Annotated in this window: 4 protein-coding genes; 1 reads left to right on the plus strand and 3 read right to left on the minus strand. The window is 54.6% G+C overall.

Annotation, left to right across the window (positions count from 1 at the left end; genetic code table 11):
- Positions 1-324: 324 nt before the first annotated feature.
- Entirely contained in the window at positions 325-864 is a 540-nt protein-coding gene (locus MR935_RS00790; RefSeq protein WP_290570193.1) for a DUF1697 domain-containing protein, read from the plus strand.
- Between the two features lie 120 nt (positions 865-984).
- Here MR935_RS00790 and MR935_RS00795 read toward each other — a convergent pair whose 3' ends face one another.
- From MR935_RS00795 to MR935_RS00805, 3 genes are all read right to left on the minus strand, one after another.
- The gene (locus tag MR935_RS00795; protein ID WP_290570196.1) at positions 985-3,108 is read right to left on the minus strand and encodes a polyribonucleotide nucleotidyltransferase; all 2,124 of its coding nucleotides are present in this window, start codon (positions 3,106-3,108) and stop codon (positions 985-987) included.
- Positions 3,109-3,279: 171 nt separating this feature from the next.
- Positions 3,280-3,546, minus strand: a complete 267-nt coding sequence (gene rpsO / locus MR935_RS00800; RefSeq protein WP_290570197.1) for a 30S ribosomal protein S15 — start codon at positions 3,544-3,546, stop codon at positions 3,280-3,282.
- Between the two features lie 94 nt (positions 3,547-3,640).
- Positions 3,641-3,875, minus strand: a 235-nt coding sequence (locus tag MR935_RS00805) for a hypothetical protein (RefSeq protein ID WP_290570198.1), incomplete at its 5' end; no start/stop codon positions are given.

Raw genomic sequence — 3,875 nt, forward strand, 5'->3', positions numbered from 1 at the left:
ATAAATATACGGTCAGTCAGCAGACTGTGCCCACTCACCTCCGCGTGCTCTGTAGTGTGCCTGCATCCTCAAGCCTATTCTAACAAAATTCTACGAGCTGCGTTAGTGGCAATTCAGTTTCATGCTGTTTTGTGCCTTGTAGCGCAGCGGAAAGGAATGGCCATAAATATGAAACATGTGCTTTTGAAGCGACAGGTCTTGTGAACGAGCATTCGTTACAGGCGGCAGTTTGTTGTGTTTATGGTAGAAAAATTCATTGCTTCGTGGTAATATTGAGGTGATAACACGCGTGGGAAATCGGAATTGGCAGAGGGAGATTGTGGTATGACGAGATATGTTGCATTATTAAGAGGTATCAATATAGGCGGTAAAAACAAGATAGCTATGTCTGAACTAAAAGCAGGCTTTGTAGAACAGGGTTATATAGCAGTTTCTACACATCTTAATAGCGGCAATGTTATCTTTTCAAGTGGTGCAGAGGATAGGCATACTCTTTCAGACATAATAACATCAATGATAAAAAACAGGTTTGCATTGGATATACCTATTTTGGTGATATCACAGGAAGAGTTGGAGGATATATTAAATCATGCTCCGGATTGGTGGGGAGATAATAATAAGGCGATATATGATAACCTTATTTTTATGTTTCCGTTCTTATCTTATGGTGAGTTTTATCATCAGGTTGGAGAGCCTAAAGAGGGGTATGAGAAAGTCTATCATTATAAAAATGCGATTTTCTGGTCTTTTAGCCGCAAAGATTATCAAAAGACAAATTGGTGGGCAAAGACTGCCGCTTCCAATATAAGTGATAGGATTACAATTCGGACGGCAAATACGGTAAGAAAAATAGTTAGAATGTAACGGAAAAGAGAAAAGCTGCTTATATGCTCCTGTTTATTTAACGAGATGCACAGCAAACGAAAACCCTTAAGGAATAAAAGAGCGTCAGGCTCAGCCTGACGCTCTCTTCATGCACTTCGCTTACTTGATTTTTTCGTCTTCCTTTACATCCTTCATCGACAGGTTGACGCGGCCCTTATCGTCGATCTCCATGACCTTGACCCAGACCATATCGCCTTCCTTAACGGCATCCTCCACCTTCTCGATGCGGTGGTTGGCCATCTTGGAGATGTGCACCATGCCGTCCTTGCCGGGCAGCAGGTTGACAAACGCGCCGAAGTTCATCAGGCGAACGACTTTGCCGTAGTAGATCTCGCCCGGCTCCGGCTCCTTGACGATCGCCTCGATCATCTTGCGCGCCTTTTCCGCGTCGGTCGCCTTGACCGCTGCGATCGTGACCGTGCCGTCGTCCTCGATATCCACTTTCGCGCCGGACTCGGCAACGATGTTCTGGATGACCGAGCCGCCCTTGCCGATGACCTCGCGGATCTTGTCGGGATGGATGTGCATGGTGGTCATCTTGGGCGCCCAGTCGGACACATCCGCGCGCGGCGCGGGAATGGCCTTGAGCATGACCTCATCCAAAATGGCGTACCGCGCGACGCGGCACTTCTCAAACGCCTGCTTGATGATGTTCGGTGTCAGGCCGTCGACCTTGATATCGACCTGAATAGCGGTGATGCCCTTCTTTGTGCCGGCGACCTTGAAATCCATATCGCCGTAGAAGTCCTCTACGCCCTGGATATCGGTGAAGGTGGTCTCCTGTCCGCCGTCAGTAATCAGGCCGCAGGAGATGCCCGCAACCGGCGCGGTGATCGGCACGCCTGCGTCCATCAGCGCAAGGGTAGAGCCGCATACCGAGCCTTGTGAGGTCGAGCCGTTGGACGAGACGACCTCACTGACCAGCCGCAGCGCATACGGGAACTCGCTGACCGGCGGGATGACCGGCAGCAGCGCGCGCTCGGCCAAGGCACCGTGGCCGATCTCACGCCGGCCGGGGCCGCGGGACGGGCGGGTCTCGCCGACCGAGAAAGACGGGAAGTTGTAGTGGTGGATATAGCGCTTTTCGGTTTCCTCGAAGATGGTGTCCAGCTCCTGCGCGTCGCCCAGCACGCCGAGTGTGCAGAGCGTCAGCACCTGCGTCTGGCCGCGGGTGAACATGCCCGAGCCGTGTACGCGCGGCAGGATGCCGACCTCGGCCGCCAGCGGGCGCACCTCCTCCATGCCGCGCCCGTCCACGCGCTTGCCGCGCGCCAGCCAGCGGCGGACGATCTTCTTTTGCAGCTTGTCCACGCACTCGGACAGGTTCGCGCCGTGCTCCTCCTTGTATTCGTCGGACAGGGTAGCCTCGAACTCGTCAACGATAGCGCGCACGCCCGCGTCGCGCACGGTCTTGTCATCGGTGTCCATGGCGACCTCGAATTTGTCATTGCAGGCGGCCTCGAGCTTGTCAAACAGGTCGTGGTCGATGTCGTGATGCTCGTACTCGAACTTGGGCTTGCCGATCTCGTCCTTGATCGACTGGATGAACGCGCACATCTCCTTGAGCGCCTCGTGTGCCTCCATCAGCGCGCCAAACATCGCGTCCTCAGGCACTTCCTTCGCACCGGCCTCGATCATGACGATCTTGTCCTTGGTCGCGCACAGGGTAACGTCCATTTCGGAAGCCTGACGCTGCTCGCGCGTCGGATTGATGACGGTCTTGCCGTCCACAATACCGACCTGACAGCCCGCCACAACATAATCAAACGGAATGTCGGAAATGGACACCGCAATGGACGCGCCCAGCAGCGCAACGACCTCGGGCGAGTTGTCATAATCGTTTTCGAGCACCGTGCAGACGATGGAGACATCGTTGCGCAGATCCTTGGGGAAGAGCGGGCGCATCGGGCGGTCGATCTGGCGGGAGGCCAGAATGGCCTTTTCGCTCGGACGGCCCTCGCGGCGCATGAAGCTGCCCGGGATGCGGCCGACTGCGTACAGACGCTCTTCAAAATCGACCGAGAGCGGGAAAAAGTCGATGCCGTCGCGCGGCTTGGCCGAGGCGGTCGCGGTGACCAGCACGACGGTCTCGCCGTAGCGCACGAGGCATGAGCCGTTGGCGATCTGCGCCATTTTGCCGGTCTCAACGGTCAGCTTACGGCCTGCGATCTCGGTTTCAAAAACGCGGTAGTTTTTGAAGTCAAAGTGGTTGACGTTGCTCATTTTGTGTCCTCCTTTTCATACTCACGGAGGGCGGCAGATGCTTGTTTAGCACTTGAAGGAGACACGAAAAAGCGGCTTCGTTCCTCCTTCAACTGCTAAAAAGCGGCCCTGCCGCCGTCCTTTACAATACAGAAACAGGGGAGCGAAGCGCTCCCCTATATTCCGGTTTACTTACTTGCGGATGCCGAGCTTGGCGATCAGCGCGCGATAGCGGTTGATATCCTTCTTTTGCAGGTACGCCAGCATCGAACGGCGCTGGCCGACCATCTTGAGCAGGCCGCGGCGGGAGTGGTTGTCCTTCTTGTGCACCTTCAGGTGCTCGGTCAGCTCCTGAATGCGCGCGGTCAGGATGGCGATCTGTACCTCGGGCGAGCCGGTGTCAGTCGCGTGCGTGCGGTTTGCCTCGATAACGGCGGTCTTGTTTTCCTTGCGGATCATGGTAGTTTCACCTCATCAAAAATTTTGCTGCCCATGCGCCGGGTCGCGGCTTGGTGAAGTGGACGCGGTAGGAACGCGCCCGGTTATCCGGCGGCTAAGCGCAGGGCGAAAGTACATACATAATACCACGAGACGGGGTTTTTGTAAAGCATTTTCTCATTTTTTTATTATTTTTCTGCCGGTCAGGCGGTCTGCATCGCACCCCTTGGCCGTGTTTTGGCTGCATGGCGGCGGCGATGCGGGCGCACGAATGTGCGGTTTTGTCGAATTGACCAATTATGAATAAATTATGAATTTTATTTTGTAAACTTTTTATCTTGTCCGGTGGA

The sequence above is a fragment of the Agathobaculum sp. genome (genome assembly GCF_022775115.1).
In the GTDB taxonomy this organism is placed as follows: Bacteria; Bacillota; Clostridia; order Oscillospirales; family Butyricicoccaceae; genus Agathobaculum.

Bases quoted from the DNA above. Each gene is read 5' to 3' on its own strand.
- MR935_RS00795 (WP_290570196.1), bottom strand. From the start codon at position 3,108: ATGAGCAACGTCAACCACTTTGACTTCAAAAACTACCGCGTTTTTGAA.
- rpsO (WP_290570197.1), bottom strand. From the start codon at position 3,546: ATGATCCGCAAGGAAAACAAGACCGCCGTTATCGAGGCAAACCGCACG.
- MR935_RS00790 (WP_290570193.1), top strand. From the start codon at position 325: ATGACGAGATATGTTGCATTATTAAGAGGTATCAATATAGGCGGTAAA.